21 protein-coding genes and 2 pseudogenes are annotated in these 17,589 nt (G+C 57.4%); 4 read left to right on the forward strand and 19 right to left on the reverse strand.

From position 1 onward, the window contains the following. Positions 1-85: 85 nt before the first annotated feature. Positions 86-514, forward strand: coding sequence for a very short patch repair endonuclease (locus tag OIM11_07590; GenBank protein ID HJJ00989.1), 429 nt, complete (start codon positions 86-88; stop codon positions 512-514). A 160-nt stretch (positions 515-674) separates the two neighbouring features. On the opposite strand, the gene OIM11_07595 is transcribed toward OIM11_07590, so the two are convergent. The 11 genes and pseudogenes from OIM11_07595 to OIM11_07645 form a co-directional block, all read right to left on the reverse strand. Beyond that, a complete protein-coding gene (locus tag OIM11_07595; GenBank protein HJJ00990.1) occupies positions 675-1,301 on the reverse strand; it encodes a winged helix-turn-helix domain-containing protein in 627 nt (208 codons plus the stop codon). A gap of 57 nt (positions 1,302-1,358) precedes the next feature. Next, positions 1,359-2,739 (reverse strand): annotated as a pseudogene (locus OIM11_07600) (glutamine synthetase family protein). A 6-nt stretch (positions 2,740-2,745) separates the two neighbouring features. Continuing rightward, on the reverse strand, positions 2,746-3,108 hold the full coding sequence (gene hisI, locus OIM11_07605) for a phosphoribosyl-AMP cyclohydrolase (GenBank protein HJJ00991.1): 363 nt from the start codon (positions 3,106-3,108) through the stop codon (positions 2,746-2,748). An 8-nt stretch (positions 3,109-3,116) separates the two neighbouring features. After that, a pseudogene (gene rfbB / locus OIM11_07610) lies at positions 3,117-4,135 on the reverse strand (dTDP-glucose 4,6-dehydratase). Positions 4,136-4,149: 14 nt separating this feature from the next. After that, on the reverse strand, positions 4,150-4,386 hold the full coding sequence (locus OIM11_07615; protein ID HJJ00992.1) for a dTDP-4-dehydrorhamnose 3,5-epimerase: 237 nt from the start codon (positions 4,384-4,386) through the stop codon (positions 4,150-4,152). A 43-nt stretch (positions 4,387-4,429) separates the two neighbouring features. Further along, positions 4,430-4,717, reverse strand: coding sequence for a dTDP-4-dehydrorhamnose 3,5-epimerase family protein (locus OIM11_07620; protein ID HJJ00993.1), 288 nt, complete (start codon positions 4,715-4,717; stop codon positions 4,430-4,432). A 206-nt stretch (positions 4,718-4,923) separates the two neighbouring features. After that, on the reverse strand, positions 4,924-5,391 hold the full coding sequence (locus OIM11_07625; GenBank protein HJJ00994.1) for an NAD(P)-dependent oxidoreductase: 468 nt from the start codon (positions 5,389-5,391) through the stop codon (positions 4,924-4,926). 40 nt (positions 5,392-5,431) lie between these two features. Next, positions 5,432-5,764 carry a sugar nucleotide-binding protein gene (locus OIM11_07630; protein HJJ00995.1) on the reverse strand — a complete coding sequence of 111 codons (333 nt, stop codon included), beginning with the start codon at positions 5,762-5,764 and terminating at the stop codon, positions 5,432-5,434. 74 nt (positions 5,765-5,838) lie between these two features. After that, positions 5,839-6,735: a glucose-1-phosphate thymidylyltransferase RfbA gene (rfbA, locus tag OIM11_07635; protein ID HJJ00996.1), complete on the reverse strand. Its 897-nt coding sequence runs from the start codon at positions 6,733-6,735 to the stop codon at positions 5,839-5,841. Between the two features lie 128 nt (positions 6,736-6,863). Beyond that, the gene (locus OIM11_07640) at positions 6,864-7,232 is read right to left on the reverse strand and encodes a L,D-transpeptidase (protein ID HJJ00997.1); all 369 of its coding nucleotides are present in this window, start codon (positions 7,230-7,232) and stop codon (positions 6,864-6,866) included. Continuing rightward, positions 7,141-8,070, reverse strand: coding sequence for a hypothetical protein (locus tag OIM11_07645; GenBank protein ID HJJ00998.1), 930 nt, complete (start codon positions 8,068-8,070; stop codon positions 7,141-7,143). The genes OIM11_07640 and OIM11_07645 overlap by 92 nt, the downstream gene beginning before the upstream one ends. 65 nt (positions 8,071-8,135) lie before the next feature. Between OIM11_07645 and OIM11_07650 the strand changes: the two genes are divergently transcribed. Beyond that, positions 8,136-8,804, forward strand: a complete 669-nt coding sequence (locus OIM11_07650; GenBank protein ID HJJ00999.1) for a hypothetical protein — start codon at positions 8,136-8,138, stop codon at positions 8,802-8,804. A 231-nt stretch (positions 8,805-9,035) separates the two neighbouring features. Here OIM11_07650 and OIM11_07655 read toward each other — a convergent pair whose 3' ends face one another. Genes OIM11_07655 through OIM11_07665 form a run of 3 tightly spaced genes read right to left on the reverse strand, consistent with a single transcriptional unit; the run spans position 9,036 to position 10,565 of the window. Next, the gene (locus tag OIM11_07655; GenBank protein HJJ01000.1) at positions 9,036-9,329 is read right to left on the reverse strand and encodes a hypothetical protein; all 294 of its coding nucleotides are present in this window, start codon (positions 9,327-9,329) and stop codon (positions 9,036-9,038) included. Positions 9,330-9,376: 47 nt separating this feature from the next. Beyond that, positions 9,377-9,601 (reverse strand): hypothetical protein, encoded by a 225-nt coding sequence (locus OIM11_07660; GenBank protein ID HJJ01001.1) that lies wholly within the window; start codon positions 9,599-9,601, stop codon positions 9,377-9,379. Next, positions 9,567-10,565, reverse strand: a complete 999-nt coding sequence (locus OIM11_07665) for a hypothetical protein (GenBank protein HJJ01002.1) — start codon at positions 10,563-10,565, stop codon at positions 9,567-9,569. The genes OIM11_07660 and OIM11_07665 overlap by 35 nt, the downstream gene beginning before the upstream one ends. A 229-nt stretch (positions 10,566-10,794) precedes the next feature. Here OIM11_07665 and OIM11_07670 point away from each other — a divergent pair, with 229 nt between their 5' ends. Continuing rightward, entirely contained in the window at positions 10,795-12,705 is a 1,911-nt protein-coding gene (locus OIM11_07670) for a glycosyltransferase (GenBank protein HJJ01003.1), read from the forward strand. On the opposite strand, the gene OIM11_07675 is transcribed toward OIM11_07670, so the two are convergent. Continuing rightward, complete coding sequence (locus tag OIM11_07675; GenBank protein ID HJJ01004.1) at positions 12,702-14,825, reverse strand: glycosyltransferase family 2 protein; 2,124 nt, start codon at positions 14,823-14,825, stop codon at positions 12,702-12,704. The two genes, OIM11_07670 and OIM11_07675, sit on opposite strands and share 4 nt — an antisense overlap. Continuing rightward, positions 14,788-15,141, reverse strand: coding sequence for a hypothetical protein (locus tag OIM11_07680; protein ID HJJ01005.1), 354 nt, complete (start codon positions 15,139-15,141; stop codon positions 14,788-14,790). Before OIM11_07680 ends, OIM11_07675 begins: the two co-directional genes overlap by 38 nt. Positions 15,142-15,215: 74 nt before the next feature. Here OIM11_07680 and OIM11_07685 point away from each other — a divergent pair, with 74 nt between their 5' ends. Further along, positions 15,216-16,073: a LicD family protein gene (locus tag OIM11_07685; protein ID HJJ01006.1), complete on the forward strand. Its 858-nt coding sequence runs from the start codon at positions 15,216-15,218 to the stop codon at positions 16,071-16,073. On the opposite strand, the gene OIM11_07690 is transcribed toward OIM11_07685, so the two are convergent. Genes OIM11_07690 through OIM11_07700 form a run of 3 tightly spaced genes read right to left on the reverse strand, consistent with a single transcriptional unit; the run spans position 16,057 to position 17,582 of the window. After that, the gene (locus tag OIM11_07690) at positions 16,057-16,932 is read right to left on the reverse strand and encodes a glycosyltransferase family 4 protein (protein ID HJJ01007.1); all 876 of its coding nucleotides are present in this window, start codon (positions 16,930-16,932) and stop codon (positions 16,057-16,059) included. The two genes, OIM11_07685 and OIM11_07690, sit on opposite strands and share 17 nt — an antisense overlap. Then, positions 16,865-17,200 carry a glycosyltransferase gene (locus tag OIM11_07695; GenBank protein HJJ01008.1) on the reverse strand — a complete coding sequence of 112 codons (336 nt, stop codon included), beginning with the start codon at positions 17,198-17,200 and terminating at the stop codon, positions 16,865-16,867. The genes OIM11_07690 and OIM11_07695 overlap by 68 nt, the downstream gene beginning before the upstream one ends. A gap of 10 nt (positions 17,201-17,210) precedes the next feature. Then, a complete protein-coding gene (locus tag OIM11_07700; protein HJJ01009.1) occupies positions 17,211-17,582 on the reverse strand; it encodes a DUF2304 domain-containing protein in 372 nt (123 codons plus the stop codon). Positions 17,583-17,589 lie beyond the last annotated feature (7 nt).

Consider the following 17,589-nt stretch of genomic DNA (forward strand, 5'->3'; position numbering starts at 1 on the left):
GCCTTTCGGGCGGTATGGGCAAATAGTGTTCCCATAGTACCGCGAACTCGGTGCGATGCGGCCCAGTTTCATGCAGTATCATGAGATGGAAATGGTAAGCGAAGCCGTACATAACGTCATGGTCGCCAACAAGCGCGCCAACACGAAACCCGAGCTTGTCGTGCGCAAGATGCTACGTGAGATGGGTTGGCCCGGATATCGCTGCGATTGGAAGAAGTGCGCAGGGCATCCCGACATCGCGTACCCGGGCAGGAAACTCGCTTTGTTCATTAATGGCTGTTTTTGGCACGCGCATGAGGGATGCAAGTACGCAAGCAAACCCAAGAGCAACGTGGAGTTCTGGGAGCAGAAGTTCGCGCGCAACAAGGCGCGGGACAAACGCGTCAAGGAACAGCTCGAAAGCGAAGGCTGGCATGTCATCGTCATCTGGGAATGCGAGCTTAAAAAGGACCGTATCGAAGAGACTCGTCAACGCCTGCACGACGAAATCGAATACGCCTTCGTAGACGTATAGGGCAAAACCAGACAATAATCGCCGGAGCACTTTTGTCTGGTTTTTTGGCACATCACAGTAGACGCATCAGGATGGGTGAGATTGGCGTGAAGGAGGATGCGAAGCGTACGAGGTTACGCGAGCATCCTCGTGAACGACAAGATTGCCCATCCTGACGCGCCTACTCCCACATGTAGCCGACGCCACGGACCGTGCGCAGATGCGCCGCAAGATCATTACCGAGCTTGGAGCGCACACGTCGCACATGCACGTCGACCGTACGCGAACCCCCGAAATAATCGAAGCCCCAGACACGCGAAAGCAATGCATCACGCGAATACACGTGTCCCGCATGCGTTACCAAAAACGCAAGCAACGCGTACTCAAGATAGGTAAAGTCAACGGGATTGCCATCAACAAGAACCTGATAGGTCGAAAGGTTGATGACCATCGAATCGATTGCGATGAAATCGGAATTGGCCGTCTCCTCCCCTGGCCACAGAAGATGTCGCATGCGAATGAGCAGCTCATCGTCGGGGGCGTTCGAAAGGGCAAAATCGGCACGAATATGCGCAGGCAGACGCAAAAGATTGAGTGCATCGGCTTCCACCATGAGAAGCAGCCCCACATTATCGGCAAGTCGCAACTTCTGCTCGAGCGCGGCAATGCCATCGGAGCGCATATCCGTGAGAGAGCACACGACAAGGTCGGTGGGCGGAAGCGAGGAGCTGGCGGTAGCGGCGGAACAAAGCTCAAAGTCGGCATCAAGCTCTGCCGTCAGACGCGCAATGCGTCCATACGTCTGCATGCCCTCCTGTATGTATAGCACGCGTTTACGATGCATGGCACAGCACCTGGTCGCTTTCTACAGAATTGGGAAGTACCGATCGAGTTCCCATTGCGTAACCTGGGAACGATACGAACGCCACTCTTCCTTCTTGTTCTCGACGATAAAGTGATGCATCTCATCGCCAAGAATCTCGCGCATCAGTTCGGAATGCTCAAAGAGCTCGATGGCCTCGTGCAAATCCCCGGGCAGCATGCGATAACCAGCGGCAAGCGCCTCTGCCTCGCTCATGGTTGAAAGATCGTCGGTGAGGGGCGGCTCGAGTTCGAGCTCGTCTTCGATACCGCGCAAACCCGCGCCCAGGAGCACCGCGAACACGAGGTAGGGATTGCATGCCGGATCGGGGCTACGGTACTCGAAGCGAGCGGAATTAGCCTTGCCGGGCTTATAAAGCGGCACACGCACGAGCGCGTTACGATTACGATTTGCCCAGGTCACATAGAGAGGAGCCTCGAAACCGGGAATGAGGCGCTTGTAGGAGTTCACGTATTGGTTGGTGATGAGCGTCATCTCGGGGGCATATTTGAGCAGGCCCGCGATGTAATGCTTGGCCGTCTGCGACAGGCCGAAGCCAAGCGGATCGTTCTCGTCGAAGAAAGCGTTCTCGTCATCACGGAAAAGCGAGATGTGCACATGCATGCCGCTGCCATCGACATCGCGGATGGGCTTGGGCATGAAGCTCGCATGCACGCCATGCTTGAGGGCGACCTCCTTCACGACGAGACGATATGTCATGACCGCATCGGCCATGGAGAGCGCATCGCTATAGCGCAGGTCGATCTCCTGCTGCGAAGGCGCGGCCTCGTGGTGGGAGTATTCGACGGGGAATGCCCATCTGCTCAAGCGTCAAAATCGTGTCGCGGCGCAGATCAGAAGCCGTGTCATCGGCGGTCAGGTCGAAAAAGCCCGCGTAATCGATGGGGTCGGGCTCCGTGGAATTCTTGAAGTAGAAGTACTCGAGCTCGGGGCCAACGTTCATGGTGTAGCCCATGCGCGCGGCCTTGGTAAGCATGCAACGCAGCACGTAGCGCGGGTCGCCATCGAAAGGCTTGCGCTCGGGCGTGAGAATGTTGCAGAACATGCGTGCCACGCCATCGTCCTTGGGGCGCCAGGGCAGCACCTGGAACGTGCTCGCGTCGGGAAAGGCAATCATGTCGGACTCTGCGGCACGCGCGAAGCCCTCGATTGAACTGCCGTCAAAGCCCATGCCCTCGTCAAATGCGGTCTCGAGCTCGCTTGGCGTGATGGCAAAGGACTTCATCTGGCCCAGAACATCGGTGAACCACATGCGAATAAAGTGAATGTGCCGCTCTTGCACCGTTTTGAGAACATAGTCGCGATTTGCCTCGGCTGCAGCAGAACCAATCACGTCAAACTCGTCAGCACCTGTATCCGGCATTACCGCCTACTCCTCTTCTGACTGATGATGAGCATCATCGTCTTTGCGTTTTACATCCAGCGTGCGAAAGAAGCAGCTCGTGGCGCCCGTGTGGCAGGCAGGGCCCGCAGCATCGACCTTCACGAGGAGCGTATCTCCGTCGCAGTCATAATACAGCTCCTTGACCACCTGAATGTTTCCGCTCGTTAAACCTTTGTTCCAGAGCTCCTGACGCGAGCGCGACCAAAACCAGGTGGTTCCCGTCTCTCGCGTGAGCTCGAGGGACTCGGCGTTCATCCAGGCAACCATGAGGACTTCGCCCGTATCGTGCTGCTGCACGACGCACGGAATAAGGCCGTGTTCGTCAAACCGCAAATCGTCGATGCCCATGAGATACCCTATTGCCCTTGCTTCGCATACTTGGCCTCGGTCTCTTGCTTGGCACCCTCCCACCAGTCACGGTTATCTTCATACCAGGCTATGGTGTCACGCAAGCCCTCGTCAAAGTTCGTGTGCTTGGGCTGCCAGCCGAGCTCGCGGCGCAGCTTCGTGGAATCGATGGCATAGCGGCGATCATGGCCGGGGCGATCCTTGACCCAGTCGAAGTCGTCGGCATCCTTGCCCATCTCCGCGAGGATGGCGCGCAGCACGTCAATGTTGTTCTTCTCGCCATCGGCACCGATGAGGTAGGTCTCGCCTATCTCGCCCTTGGTGGATGTCCCAAACCGCACTGGAATGATCCTCGGTGTGAATCCAATCGCGAACGTTGAGACCGTCACCGTAGAGCTTGGGACGGATACCACAGAGGATGTTCGTGATCTGACGCGGAATGAACTTCTCGATGTGCTGGCGCGGGCCGTAGTTGTTCGAGCAGTTGCTGATGGTCGCACGCACGCCATAGGTGCGCACCCAGGCGCGCACGAGCATGTCGCTCGATGCCTTGGTCGAGCTATAGGGGCTGCTCGGATGATAGGGCGTCTCCTCGGTGAAGCGCGCGGGATCGTCGAGCGCGAGATCACCGTACACCTCGTCGGTCGAGATGTGATGGAAGCGCAGATCATGCTTGCGCGCCGCTTGCAAGAGCGTGAACGTGCCCTCGACGTTCGTTCTCAGAAACGGCGTCGGGTCGAGGATGGAGTTGTCATTATGGCTCTCGGCGGCAAAGTGCACGATCGCATCGGCATCTGCAGCGAGCTTGTCGACGAGCTCGGCATCGCAGATATCGCCATGCACGAAGGTCATGCGGTCTTGCGGCAAACCCGCTATGTTGTCCGGGTTACCCGCATAGGTAAGCGCATCAAGCACCGTGACATGCACGCCAGGTTGGTTTTCGATGACCCAATGCACGAAGTTGCTGCCCGATAAAGCCGGCGCCACCCGTGACGATGACATTCTTGGGGACAAACGTATCCGTCATGCTCTTGCTCCTTGCTAGTCGCGCTTGAACGCGGGATGGACCTGATCCTTGTCGCTCAGATTGATCTCGCAATCAATCTCGGGCCATTCGATGCCGAAGGCCGGATCGTCATATCGATAACCGCCCTCGTCGTTGGGATGGTACACGTCATCGCACTTGTAGCAGAACTCCGCTGTATCCGAGAGCACGAGGAAGCCATGAGCAAAGCCGCGCGGTACGAAGAACTGGCGCTTGTTCTCGGCCGAGAGGATAACGCCCTCCCACTGGCCATAGGTGGGACTTCCCTCACGCAGGTCAACGCACCACGTCGAAGACCTCGCCGCTCACGACGCGCACGAGCTTGCTTTGCGGATGCTCGATCTGGAAATGCAAGCCGCGCAGCACGCCCTTGGTGGACGAGCTCTGGTTATCCTGCACGAACTCGACGTCGATACCACCCGCAACGAAATCGGGGCGCTTGTACGTTTCCATGAAGTAGCCGCGTGCATCACCATACGCTTTGACGTCGACGATGATGACGCCTTCGATGGACGTCTGCGTGAAGGTGAAGTTGCCACTCGTGATGACTTTATCCGTTGTCATAAGTTCCTTCTATCCATATATGAATGGGAAAAGGTGTTTTACGAAGCCCGATGAGCAGAAGAGGCAGAATCGCGAAGCGGTCTTGCGAGGACTGTTTGAGCGCACGGTTTCTGTGCGCGAGTTCCGCAGCAGCTGAGCGATTCTGTCACTTCGGGTGCGAATCATTGGCGAGTAAAACACCTTTTCCCATTCTTACCTGACAGAACCTAATCTGCCAGTTCCTCGAATCTATCCATGTACGTCGCAAGAGCCTCTTGCCAAGGACGCATCTCGTCGCCAACAGTCGCTGCAAGATGCGCGTTTTCGAGACTCGAGTACGCGGGACGATCTGCCGAGAGCGGGAAGCGCTCTTTGTACTCGGCGGAGCTCAGTCCCTCCTTCTCGCACTCGATGCCGGCTGCGTCCACGATGGCGCAGGCGAAGTCAAACCAGCTGCATGTACCATTATTGGTACAGTGATACGTGCCATAATCATCGGTCGTCGCGATCTTGAGAATCTCGTAGGCAAGATCGTTGGCGCTTGTCGGGTTGCCCATCTGGTCGTTGACCACGGAAATCTTGCCGTTCTCGCGCGCAAGACGCAGCATCGTCTTCACGAAGTTCTTGCCGATGTAGCCATAGAGCCATGCCGTACGCACGATGAAGCTCTTCTCGCATGCGGCCCGGGTGAGCACCTCACCCTCCCATTTGGTCCGCCCGTAAGCGGAAATAGGCTCAACTGCATCGGTCTCGGACACGTGGTACGGAAGTGGTACCGGGAAAGACGTAATCGGTGGAAATATGAACGACCTTGCCACCACATGCCTGCGCGGCACGGGCAATGTTCTCAGCCCCCATCGCGTTGACGTGCAGGGCAGCTGCTTCGTTTTGCTCGCAGCCATCCACATTGGTGATTGACGCGCAGTTGATGGTGAGATCATAGGGGCCATGTTCGGCATACCAAGCGTCAACGGCATCGGCATCGCTGATATCAAGCATCCAATAATCGGTATAGTCGACATCCGCGTTCATATAGACAGCCGGAATGGGACCAATCTCAGCTTTCATGGTCTCAAGGCAACGCCGAAGCTCGTTTCCAAGCTGTCCGCGCCCCCCCCGTGATCAGAATCTTCATCTGCTACTTACCGCCCTTTGCATAGAAACTTGTTTTCGCTCACGCTTTTGAGGTACTTGCCGTAATTGCTTTTGCCGTACTTGGTTGCCGCCTCGATGAGCTGCTCGCGATCGATCCAACCGTTGCCATAGGCAATTTCCTCGACCACACTCACCGGGATGCCCTGGGCTTGCTCGACCGTACGCACGAAGTTCGTCGCTTCGAACAGCGACTCCATCGTACCCGTGTCGAGCCAGGCATAGCCCCGGCCGAGCACTTCGACATTGAGCGAGCCATCATTGAGATACATCTCGTTGAGATCGGTAATCTCGAGCTCTCCGCGCGCAGAAGGCTTGACTCGCTTGGCAAGCTCACACACGCGCTCGTCGTAGAAGTAGAGACCCGTGACCGCATAGTTGCTCTTGGGATGCTCCGGCTTCTCCTCGATGGAGATCGCGTTGTAGTTCTCATCGAATTCCACGACGCCAAAGCGCTCGGGGTCATCGACGTAATAACCAAAGACCGTGGAGCCCTTGCCATTCTCGGCACGCTCAACGGCGCGCCTGAGCTGATCGCGAAAGCCATTGCCATAGAAGATGTTATCACCGAGGACGAGGGCGCAGGGTTCTCCCGCGCAGAACTCCTCGCCGATGATGAATGCCTGGGCAAGGCCATCGGGCGAGGGCTGCACCCTGTAGGAAAGCTTGATTCCAAGCTGGCTTCCGTCACCCAAGAGGCGCTCGAAATTGGGGAGATCTGCAGGTGTCGAGATGATGAGTATGTCGCGGATGCCTGCCATCATGAGCGTGGCAAGCGGATAGTAAATCATTGGCTTGTCATAGATTGGCAGAAGCTGTTTGCTCGTAACGAGGGTGAGCGGATACAGGCGTGTTCCGCTACCGCCCGCCAGAATGATGCCCTTCATGTGATGCACTCCTCCGCTTGGATTCGAAATATGTCGAATCATTATAAGACACGCACGGCAAATACAAACGGGCACCTCCCAAATGAGAGGTGCCCGCACACGATGCCTATTCAAACACGCATATCGCGCTAGTACAGATGCACCGTCGATCCGTAGGGAACCGTCTGCATGTACTGGGCAAACGGCCAGTCGAGGCGAATGCAGCCATGGGAGAGATGCTGGCCAAGCTCGTCGGTGGAACTCAGAACGCTGTGGAAGAAGTAGCCACCCGTGATATTGGTGCAGTACAGGGCATTCGACCAATCCGGCAACACGGGCAGGTGATAGCCCGTAGAGTAGGTGCCCGTGATGGTCGGGGACCACGGAGCACCGCAAACGCAGGGCTCGAACCTATCGAGGTTCCAATTATCGTTGCCACCCCCTGAAGATGCCCACGCGGCACTTGTCCGTATCGACGAGGATGAGGAAGTCCGTCGGGCTGCGCATGCCCTGGGCACGCAGCATCATATCGCCTTCCTCGGGAGACTCGCTCTCGGTGAGCCAGCCATCGTTATTGGCCTTATACCAGCGATCAGCATAGACGTATTTATTGCGGTCAATGTAACCCTGCTTGGGGTCACCATAGTACTTGCCACCATCGACGTAGATCAGGCCCGTCTGAGCGCCGGAGTAGGGCGAGTTCTCCCACGTGGCAATGAGCCAGTAGCGCTGGGTGCCGCCATCGTAGATATCGGTAACAAGCCAGCCCTGGCCCGTCGCAAGCTCGCCGCTTTCGAGATTGCCGAGCAAGACGATGCCACCCCAGCTGTATTTGCCGCGAAGCACGTAGCCCTCGGCAGCAAGACCGTAGTAATTCACACCATCAACCGTAAAGAAACCGGCGTTCATGGCATGAAGGTCGGCGAGGTAATAGTAACGCTGCATGCCGCCATCGATGGAATCGGTGACGTACCAACCGTCCTGGCCATCGGGTTTGGAAACGAGACGTCCTTCCTGATCGGCGACATAGACACAGTCAAGTTCGGGGGCATAGTATTTACCGCGTACAATGGCACCATCGTTTGTGGCGTAGGCGTGGTAGCCGGTTCCCTCGTCGGGGTCGATGAGGCGACCCTTGACGATGTTGCCGTCAGCACCAATCCAGTAGCGCTCGAGGCTTCCCCAGGCGTTCGTGATGAGCCACTGGGCGTTGATCTCCAGGCTGGGGCCGTTGGTCGCGTACCAGGCCAGGCCCTCGTGGTTCCACCCGACGCCGACCAGGTGGTCGTTCTCGACCCAGGAGGTCGTGAAGTTGTGCGCGCCGGCGATGGCGTTGGGGTTGTACTGGCGCAGCACGACGACGCCGTCCTCGCCGTCGGAGTACCAGCCGATTCCCTCGTCGTCCAGCCCACGGAGATGAGGTGGGCGCGTTCGGCGTCAGAGGTGGTGTAGTGGTGGTCGCCGGCGTTGGGGTTGTAGAGGCGGTAGACCGGGTTTCCCGCCGTGGGGGCGACCCAGCCGATGCCCTCCCACTGCCAGCCGGCCGACGCGACGCTCGTGGCCTCGTAGAGGCTCATGGTGTAGAAGTGCTCGCCGGAGTTGGGATTGTAGAGGCGGTACATGTTGGCGTGGGAGTCCTCGTAGCTCACCTCGGGCTCCTCAGGAGTCTCACCGGGAGTCTCGGGGGTATCCTGGTCAGGTTTATCCTGGTCATCTGGCGTGTCACCGGCGGGTTTGTCCGCCTGGTCGCCATCGTCGCCCTCGTCCGGTGTGTCACCGGCGGGCTCGTCCGCCTGGTCGCCATCGTCCGGCGCTGCCGGCGTGTCGGGATCGGTCGGCTCGCCGGGATCGTCGGCGTCCCCCGGCGTCACGTCGTCAGGCCCGGTCACGTCCTCGCCGTCATCGGGATCGGTCGTCACGGTGCCATCGGAAACCGTCGTGTCGGTAGTCCCGGCGTTTTCTGCCGCGTAGGCGGGCGTCGCCGCCATCGCAAGCATGCATGCGAGCACGGTTGCAGCAATGACAATCCATACCCGTCCGAGCGAACGAACTTTACTCATGTTTTGATCACTTCCCTACACCAGATATAACCACGGCGCGACACTACCACGCACGCATGCTTAGTCGAGCATCGCTTCTGCCAGCGGTCGCTATATCTTTGCGAAAACCGCAGAACAGGTAACGTTTGTCCGTATCTTGGTCAGTAAATTATGCAAGTCATGTCTAGGATACTGCACAGAGATGACGCATATATAGAATAGAGAACGCCATCACAGCGGATGTAATGGCGTTCGTTAGTCAAAAGAGACTCTTCAGAAACCCTATAGCCTTATAAAGCTCTCGCCGAGGGCCTTTGCCTCGCCTTCCAGCTTGATGACGGTGCCATGACGCAACGTCACCTTGTTTCCAGAGCTGTCGACACAACTAATTGACTGCGGTGCGGAGAAGGGCTTGCTCTCACCCAGAGATGCGCTCACCTGAATGCCGGTCTGCCCATGATAGGTGGCAATCATGTCGGTGTAGAGCATGTACACGCCATCGACATTGACCATCGTAGGGCCCTCGTTGCCCGTGGCAATGTTGGTGTTGACCAGGTGCCATCCATCAGGTGACATGCTCGAATTCGCATAGATCTGATTGTTGACGCCGTCCTTCTTGGTTATCAGGTAATAGGTGTCCCCATCCTTGTAGATGAGGAGTCGATGTAATTGTCCGATGCCTCGAGACCCTGAATCTCGAACGCGGTGGAAGCGTCAAGCCTGAGCCCCTGCGGGAAGTGCTTGCCGGAACCACTCGTGGACGAGGCAAGGCCGTTGTTCGAGATATCGACCTTGACGGCATAGACCTTCATCCTATCGCTTTCGGGCTGACCATTGATAATCGCCATAGTAGCCAGCCGAGAAGATGATGTAGATGTCTCCGTTGTCATCCACGAACCACTCGGGAGCAACGACATCGAAGTCAGAGATACCGAACGGCATGGACGACAGCGAGATGCCATCGTAGCTTCCGCCGTTGATAAGACCCAGCCCCTCAGGCTGCGTCCAGTCGACAAGGTTCTCGGAATAGGAAATCATGGGATAGAAGCGCCCGTTGTTCCTGTTCCAATTGGAGAGCATGTAGAACGTCCCGTCCTTGAACATGATGCTTGGGTCGTGGAGCGGATCCGCGTTGCTCGCAAACGGGGTGCTGGCTTTGGTGAAATTGATGCCGTCACGGGTGTAGCACAGCGCAGTCTCGAAACCCGCGCCTTGGCCAGGCGTATCAATGAAGAACGACCCGAGGAACAGATCCTGCTCGCTCGTGTCATTGATGCCATACCAGCCAATGCCCTCTTCGTTCCATCCCGCCGAGACGAGACTGTCGTTTTCGACCTTGCTCAACGTGTAGTTATGGCTTCCCGAATTGTTGGTTGGGGCAGACGGCTGCACATTGGGATTGAACTGGCGGTACAGGGCGACGGACTCGTCTGCATCCGAATACCAACCGATGCCCTCATAGCTCCAGCCGACGGAAACGAGATGGTCGCGCTCGACCTCGCTCATGGTGTAGTGATGGTCGGTGCCCGAATACAGACGATAAACCGCATTACCATCTGCCGGCGCGGTCCAGCCAATGCCCTCGTAATTCCAACCGGCATCCATGAGGCTGACCTTCTCAACCGGGCTGGCGGTGTAGAAATGCTCGCCGCTGTTGGGATTGTAGAGACGATTCATCTTCACCGCGGACTCATCGGCATGGGCGGCTTTTGCCGGAGGCTGCACCATCATGACGAGCGACGCGCACATAAGCGCAAGAATCGCGACGAGCGCACATCTTTTCGCATGTCCTTTGCTTACCAAACTAATCATATGATCTCCTTTGGCGTTCTTCCTGCGTAACATGACCTGGCAGCATTTTACTAAGCGCCCGTCCGCAAAACCCGTTACATGCACGCAGCAATCCCGCAACGGAAACGACACGGTCGCCAATCCACCTTTTTACGTTCGCATGTATCCTTTTGTCTTTTTTGCGTTTCTAGCCGAAATGCTCGGATAGAATAGCCGGAAGAAACCGCGGCGATACGTGGAAGGAAACGGCATGCAGCGACATAAGCTTTCGAACGTTCTACTGGAAAACAGCTGGCAGTTCTTCCGAGCACCTGCCATGTATTGCTCCTCCAATGCCCCCGTAACATGCGGTGATTCCGCCGGAAGCGAATGGAGTCTGCAAGGGCCCGGCACCTTCGACTTCACCACCTTCTTCAATGCGCTGCCCACAGGCAAGTGGATGCGCTATACCAACGCCCGAGAGTTCTTCTTGCACCTCGAGCTTAAGAGAGCCGCCTGCACGTTCACGCAAACGCGTGCCGATACATACACATGGCATGCCGAGCGTCTCGACACGACAAGGCGCGATATCGCTGCAAGCGAAGAGTGGGTCACGCTCGATATCCCCCTCGAGCTCAACGATGACGTGCTCGTTGGCTTCCTGTTGGAAAGCCAGGGAACCGTGCAGATCCGCAACAGTTACTATTACACCGAGGTCGATGACGAGAGCATCCGCCCCGTCGAGCTTGCCCTTTGCACGACGACCTTCAAAAACGAGAACTACATTCTTCCCAATGTCGAGCTTGTCAGAAAACGCATCATCGAGACTGACGAGCCCATCTCGGAACACTTTTCCATGCATGTCGTCGACAACGGTCGCACCCTTGACGCCGAGGACGTCGAATCCGAGCGCATCTTCCTGCACCCCAATCCCAACGCGGGTGGAGCGGGCGGTTTTGCCCGAGGCATGATCGAGGCCATGGAACAGGCCCCGCGCGCTACCCACGTGCTGCTCATGGACGATGACGTGAGCATCTCGCCCGAGAGCATCATACGCACCTTCAACCTGCTCTCCATCGTAAATGACGAGTACTCGGAAGCGTTCTTGAGCGGTGCCATGATGAGCATGGACCAGCCGAATCTGCGCTACGAAGACGTCGGATTCGTGGCATGCAACGGCAAGTACTTCCCCGCCAAGAACCTTGCCTACGTCGATGTGCTGCACGACTGCGTCGCAAACGAGGCCTTTATCCACTGCAATCCCGAAGAGGCGGGGTATGATGCGGACCGCATGTCGCAGTCCTACGCTGCCTGGTGGTACTGCGTCATACCCGTATCCGTAATCGATCGCGAAGGGCTACCGCTGCCCATCTTCGTGCGTACCGACGACGTTGAGTACAGCCTGCGTGCGCATGCCAAGATCATGACCATGAACGGCATCTGCGTATGGCACGCACCGTTCAAACAGCGCTACAGCGCTGCCGTGGAGCGCTACCAAATGCCCCGCAACGTGCTCATCGGGCAGTTCACGAGCGGCATGGCCCCCCTGTCCGACTTCATAGGCGATTTGAAGATCGGCTTCGAGCTCGAACTCAAGAAGTACAACTACGATAACGCAGCACTCGTCCTCGATGCCTTCGAGGACTTTCTGAAGGGCCCGTCCTTCATCATGGAAAAGGGAGCAGCCGAGAGAAGCTACCTTGACCACCTCAAGAAGGCCGAGAAGCTGCTTCCGCTTGACGATATCAAGGAAGATGCCCTGGCTCTGGGCGTTGATCTCGATACCATCCCCGCAACGCAATTCGACCACGAGAACTACGAGAGAGACGACCATCGCTCGTTCGTCGAGCGCATACGGGACAACATGACCGTCAACGGCCATCGCATGGTCAGGGGCGATTACTACGACAAGGGATCGGTTGCCGTCATCAGCGCCGCCGGCTGGCTGTACCCCGTCGATGAGCTTCGAAAGAAGGAATACATCATCGCCATCGACGCGCCAAGCAAGAAGGGCATCATCCGCAAGATGGACAAGGAGCGCTTCAACCGGCTCTGGGACCGTTTCCACCGTGACATGGTCGAGTTTCGTGCGAACAAAGACCGCCTGCGCAAGGAGTACGAGGCAGCCCGCCCCGTCATGACGTCACTGCCGTTCTGGAAGCAGTACCTCGGTATCGACTAGGCGCGCACGTCCCAGTTGAGCGCGTAGTACGCGTTCGCATGCGCGATGTTGGTACCGTAATACGGATCGCCTTCGGCAATGAAGCGCGGCCAGCGCTTCTGGAACATCGCGAGCTCCTCGGCGTTTCGCATCTTGCTCTCGACCGTCTCGTCGAACCCACGGGACACTGACTCATAGTGGTAGAGCTCGATGTTGGGATCGATGATGACGTGACGACCCTTCTCGACGAGGCGCAGGCAGAAGTCCACGTCGTTATAGGCGACGGCATAGCGCTCGTCAAAGCCCTCGACCGACTCGAAGTCCTTTCGGCTCACCATAAGGCATGCGCCCGTAACCGCGAGCACGTCGCGAGCATTGTGGATCATGCCAAAGTAGTACACGAGGCTCGCCGGCGCCATGCACGCCACGTGCTTGGGGTCGGAGCGCGGAATCACCACGCCGTCGTGCTGGATTGTCCTGTCCGGATACAGCAAACGTGCGCCTACGACGGCGACCTCCTCGCGTTGCAGGGGGCCGAGCAGCAACTCAATCCAATCGGGCGTGATGACCTCCATATCGTTGTTGAGGAAGAGATAGTGGTCACCCACGGCATGCGTCACGCCCAAATTGCAGATGGCAGAGTAGTTGAACGAACCCTCGAAGCGCACGACGCGCAGGTTGTCGTGCTCGGCCTGCAGGCGCTCGTACAGCGCAAAGGTCTCGTCCTCGACACTATTGTTCTCGACGATGATGATCTCGAAGTTCTCGTAGGTCGTCTTCTCCCAGATGGATTCGAGGCAGCGCTCGAGCATGAAGGCCTGGTCTTTGTTGGGGATGATGATGGAGACAAGCGGCTTCTTCTCGGGTAGGTGATACACGATGCGATGCATGTTGCCGCAGAAGCCATCGAGCACATCGACGGGAATGCCGATACGCTCGTAGTGATTCCTGACCGCAATCTCGCCGGCCTTGTGCGTGTAGGGCTTGGCGTTGGCGTTACTGGCAGCCGAGTGCTCATGCGAGCGCCAATGATAGAGCACCTTGCGCACGTGGAAGATGTTGCGCGCCTTCTCCGCAACCTTCAGGGTCATATCCCAGTCCTGCGCACCCGTGACCTCGTCGCCCGAAAGCTCGATGGCATCCACGATGGACTTGCGCACCGTGAGCAGATGGCACACGTAATTGCAGGTGGCAAGCAACTCCCAGCTAAAGTCCGTCTTGAGGAAGCCATCGAAGAGCTTGCCGTCCCTGATCTTGTCCTCGTCGCAGTAGAGCAAATCCGTCTCCGGGTAGCGATTGATGGCATCGACGTACTCGAAGAGTATGCTCGGCTCGAGGATGTCGTCATGATCGAAGAAGCAGAGGAAGTCGCCTTGTGCGATGGCGATGCCCTCGTTGGTATTGCCCGCAATGCCGTAGTTCTTGTCGAGTGTCACCACCCGTACGCGATCATCGTTTGCCGCGCACGCGGCCACAGCCGCGGCAAGCTCCTTGTCCTCGGGCGTCGAGTTGACAAGGATAAGCTCGAACTTGCCATAGGTCTGCTCGAGAACGGACTGTGACATCTCCGCGAAGAAGTCGAGCGGCGTCTTGTAGAGCGGCACGATGATCGAGAACAGCGGCTCGATCTCGAAGTGCGCCCTCCGCTGCCCATCGAGCTCCATCGGTGACTTCTTTTGAGTGTGGTAGAACCAATCCTCGTAGAAGGGGCCCTGACCCGAATCATTGAACTTCCTCTGAAAACGATCGCGAACATCCTCCGTGCGCCACTTGTCCATGCAGATGAACGCAGGAGGCAGAGCGTCATCCGCAAAACGCACCCAAATGAAGAACCAATCGTTGCCATGCTCCTTGAGAAACGAGGTGTGGATGGTGCGGCGCGTGAAATCGGAGTGGGGCACGGGATGGTCAAGTTTGTCGCTCAGGACAGCGCGATCTCTGATAGGCATGCGCTTGCCCTGACGGTCAAAGACGATGACCTCGAATGGCGTTTGGTGCGTACTCGCATCGTCGCAATGAGTCGTGATGACGATATGCACGAGCTCGCTGTTTTGCGGCTCATAGCCAAAGTAACAAATGCGATCAGGCTCGATATGAGAAATATCACTGCGCGCATAGCGGTCGAAAATTGCGAATGTCATTGACGCCAGGCGCCTTGCTCAGGGTATTGTACTTCGCGGTCAATGCGCTCGAGAGGTGTCGTACCTTCTGGGACTCCTCGTCAAGAACCGCACCTTCTGCATCGAGCACGCGTACGGTGACGGCCTGCTCGACGTAAAGCAGGGGCAAGATGAGCACGTACTCGCCATGTGCGGCATCCTTGGCAGCGACGAGGGCGGGAACGGCGTCATCTCCCTGGCAATGCGACTCGGCAACAATCGACCCTCCTTGCGGACAATCCGCAGTCAGAAGTATGTAGATCTTCCTATCGCCGCGCGTTATCGTTCCTAGCTTCATATGAATAACCCCCGTCTGTGTAATTGCGAGAAGTATAATACACACACTCTGTACGCGCCGAGTTGGGAGCCACCGTGAGCACTTCGCCCTATCCGCAGGACTCGCTTCAACGATTGCAAGCCATCGAGCGTGACATCGTCGCCGTCATCGACAAGATCTGCCGGGAGAACGATATCGAATACTTCATCGATGGTGGCACCTGCTTGGGTGCCGTGCGCCATGGAGGCTTCATTCCCTGGGACGACGATGTTGATCTCGGGATGCCCAAGGCCGATTACGACCGCTTCTGCGCCATTGCCCCCGAGCTCTTACCCGCTGGCTACTCGCTCCACACATCCACGAACACCACGGGGTTTTCGGGGCTTTGGGCCAAGGTCTTCAAAGAAGGCACGCGTTTCATCGACGACAACGCGCTGGAAGCGGGCTGCGAGCAAGGAGCCTTCGTCGACATATTCCCCTACTGCCAGCTTGACGCGGACCCCAAAATTGCGCAGAGGCAGTGCAAGAAGGCTCGCGCTGCCCAACTCAAGTCATATCTCAGGCACTTCTCGCGCCCCAAACTGCCAGCATCGACCCCACTGCGCCCGCTCGTCGAGGCAGCCTGCAAGTTTGTGCACGCCACCGTCGCGCGCGGCTGGAAGCAGGAGGATTTGCAGAATACATTCGACCATGCCTTCGACACGAGCAATCCCGCACAGCGTTGGACAGATGCCGCATATCCCAATTGGGGATCATTTGACACCGAGGTGCTCTTCCCCACGACGGATATCGACTTCGACGGGTTAACACTGCGTGCACCCCATGACAGCGACGGCTTTCTCAAGACGCTCTATGGTGACTACATGCAATTGCCTCCTGAAGAGGAGCGCTATACGCACGCACCCGTCATCCTCGACTTGGGCGATGGCATCGACGTCATGAAAGAGACGTGAAGGCCGCCTCGAGTGCATCGACGGTCTTGCCCCAGCAGCATTCAGCAGCGACGAAGGCGCTCAGGTCTTCTCCTGAAGCACGCTGCGCCGTCGCCTCGCGAATAGCTTGCGCAACGTCTGCGGGTTCGCAGCTCTTAAGCATGACGCCATGGCGTACCGGATCAAAGCCCATCACCTCGTCTGTGCCTCCCACATGCGGCATGACGGGGACGCACCCCTGGGCAGCCGCTTCCAGAAGCGAGGTGCAGAAACCTTCCGAACGCGTCGGTAGGCAGAAAACATCCGCATCTCGCAGAAGAGCGGAAAGGTCCGGCTGGTCAAGCTTGCCAAGCAAGGCAACGTTGTCAAAACCTTGGCATGCGATCTGCTCACGTTGGCTACCATCGCCCGCCAATGCGCATACGAACCCATCGCCTAAGAGCGCCGCGGCCTGCGCAAACGAAAGCGCTCCCTTCTCGGGTTCGAGACGCCCGACAAAGACGATGAGCGTCTTGTCATGCGCACGCAGCTCGTCACGAAAGTTCCGTTCTGATGCAGCATCTTTGAATTGCTCGACATCGATGGAGTTGGGAATGACGGCTGCGGTCTCTATGCCAAAGTGCGTCAGCCAACCCCTGCTTGCCTGCGAAATACCCGCGAAGGCAGGCCCGAGATGCCGCATGCACCTAGTTACAGCATGCTCATAGCGCTCAACAAACCAATCGATACCGCCGCCACCAAAGGTCAGGTGCGCGGAGCCGTGGTCAAGCACGATGACAGGAGCGCCAATGCGCTTCGCGAAACGCGCGCCTTCAAGGGAATGCCGGTAGAAAACGCGTATTGACGAGCACGCGATCGATGCCGCGAGTAGCAAGCTCATCAAGCACGTGCTGATAATCGGCGTTCTTGCGCGAGATGGGCAGGCGGCCATCCAAAAGCGGCCTGCATGGCAAGCGATACACCTCGACGCCATCATCTTGCACCTCGTACGCAGGCGTATTCGCAGAGAGCTGCGAGGTCACGATGAAGACGCGGTTGCCTTGCATAGCAAGCTCGTGGGCAAGGCGCTGGGTAAACGACTCGACCCCACCTGCATGTGGCGCATACTGCGCCGAGAAGATCGCATATGCGTGAACTGGGGATGACACGGTCTCCCCGTCAGTCCTCGTCATGCTCGCCAAGATGCCTTCGCTCATAATGGTCTAGCCTGTCGATGGCTATCTGCTGGGTGAGTTCCTTCACGCGATTCTCGAGCTGGGATATACGCCGGTTCGAGAAAAAATCACGGAGAATCAATATGAAAATGAAGAAGAGGAAGACGAAGTTGACCGGTGATTGAAAGCCAATGGCGTCTGACAGAAGCGAGGGGATCTGGGGAAAGATGCTCATCAGGACAATGAGGAGGGAAAACGCCACCCAGAACATGGCATCCTCGATACTCATCTTGGATTTCTTGATGCTATGCAGCAGGAAGGCCATGAGGCCGATGGCGGCGACGATCAGTATGATTCGCAGGGCAATCGAGAACATCACATCA

The sequence above is a fragment of the Coriobacteriaceae bacterium genome (assembly GCA_025992705.1).
Lineage (GTDB): Bacteria > Actinomycetota > Coriobacteriia > Coriobacteriales > QAMH01 > QAMH01.